Consider the following 1,392-nt stretch of genomic DNA (forward strand, 5'->3'; position numbering starts at 1 on the left):
GCGCGGTGGCGAGCGGGGGGGCGAGGTCGCCTTCCCGGTCGGGCAGGCCGCCGCCGATCTGGCGGGCGGGGATCTCGGCCTCGCGCATCGTGCGCGACACCGTGTCGAACCACGGGATGACGATCGCGTCGAGGGGGATGATCTCGGGCACGCCGGCCTTCACGTCCCACTGGTAGGTGGCGCGCGCCACCGGGCCGGCGGGGGTGATCAGGGTCTCGCGGGTGACCGGACCGGCGAAGGTGAGGATGCCGCGGGTGCGCATCACCGGGCGCGGCGGCAGCCCCTCGGCGACCATGCCCTGCGCCTCCACCGTCACGATGCGCCGGGTGGTGTCGCCGAGCTTCACCGTCTCCGGGTCGGGCGACCAGGAATCGGTGATCGTCACGTCCTTGGCCGGCAGCCACCACGGCTCCTTGGCGTCCGGGCCGCCGCCCTCCTTGGTCCAGGTCGCGACCGGCAGCGCGACCGGGCCGGAGCGCACGTCGATCACCCGGCGCTGGCCGTCGTCGTTGATCGTCAGGCGGTGGTCGAACGGCTCGATCGTGAAGTCGCCGGCATGGTGCGGGAACACCGCGATCACCCGGTCGAAGGCGATGGCGCTCTGGCCGTCCTTCAGCTTGGTCCTGCTCCAGCGGTCGCGGCCGAGCTGGCTCCAGCTGAAGTTGGCCAGCGTCGGCTGGATCACCTCCTCGAGCAGGATCTGCTGCTTGTAGACCCCGTGGATGCGCAGCAGCACCATCTCGCGCACGAACGGCGCGGCGTTGCCGTTCAATTCGGGCGTGACCGTGAGGGTGAGGTCGCCCGGCTCGACCTCGGCGCGGGCGGGCTGGGCCAGGAGGAGGGCGGCGAACAGGACGGTCCATCGCATGCGACCCGCCCTTTCCTCCCCCCTTTGCGGGCCACGGTGTTCATGCCTCGCATCGGAGCCGTATCGATCGCGCTTGGATCCGCGCCACCCCGTCATCCCGGGGCTGCGCAGCAGAGCCCGGGATCCAGAGCCGCCGACGGCGCATGACGACCAACGCCCTGCGGTTCTGGATCCCGGGCTCGCCTCCGGCGCCCCGGGATGACGGGGAGGGCCTGAGAACCGCGTTTGCGAAGGCCATGAACCCGAAAGTGTCTGCTCGTGAGGGACGCGGCGCGGCGCATTCCAAAACCTCACCATGGGTTGCTCCCGGCGGGCATGCTGGTGCCGGCTTCGATGCGGCGGCCCTGCTCGGCCTTGAGGCGGAGCTTGAGGTAGCGGCCGGGGTCGTCCGGCAGGGTCTGGAGCCAGAGGCGGTCGGGGCGGATCTCGTGCGCCTCGAAGCTCTTGGTGACGCGGCGCACCTCCTTCTCGGGGGCCTCGGCCACCATCGCCGACCCGCCGCCGGTGCGGCCGCGCCCGGCGGC

At 72.1% G+C, this 1,392-nt stretch carries 1 protein-coding gene and 1 pseudogene; both read right to left on the reverse strand.

The annotated features are described in order from the left end of the window. A partial coding sequence (locus FV223_RS27660) for a BatD family protein (RefSeq protein ID WP_147729883.1) occupies nucleotides 1-868 on the reverse strand: 868 nt, incomplete at its 3' end. A gap of 290 nt (nucleotides 869-1,158) precedes the next feature. Continuing rightward, nucleotides 1,159-1,392: pseudogene (locus tag FV223_RS27665) on the reverse strand (hypothetical protein); the annotation flags it as partial.

The organism is Methylobacterium sp. WL116, from assembly GCF_008039455.1.
Taxonomy (GTDB): domain Bacteria; phylum Pseudomonadota; class Alphaproteobacteria; order Rhizobiales; family Beijerinckiaceae; genus Methylobacterium.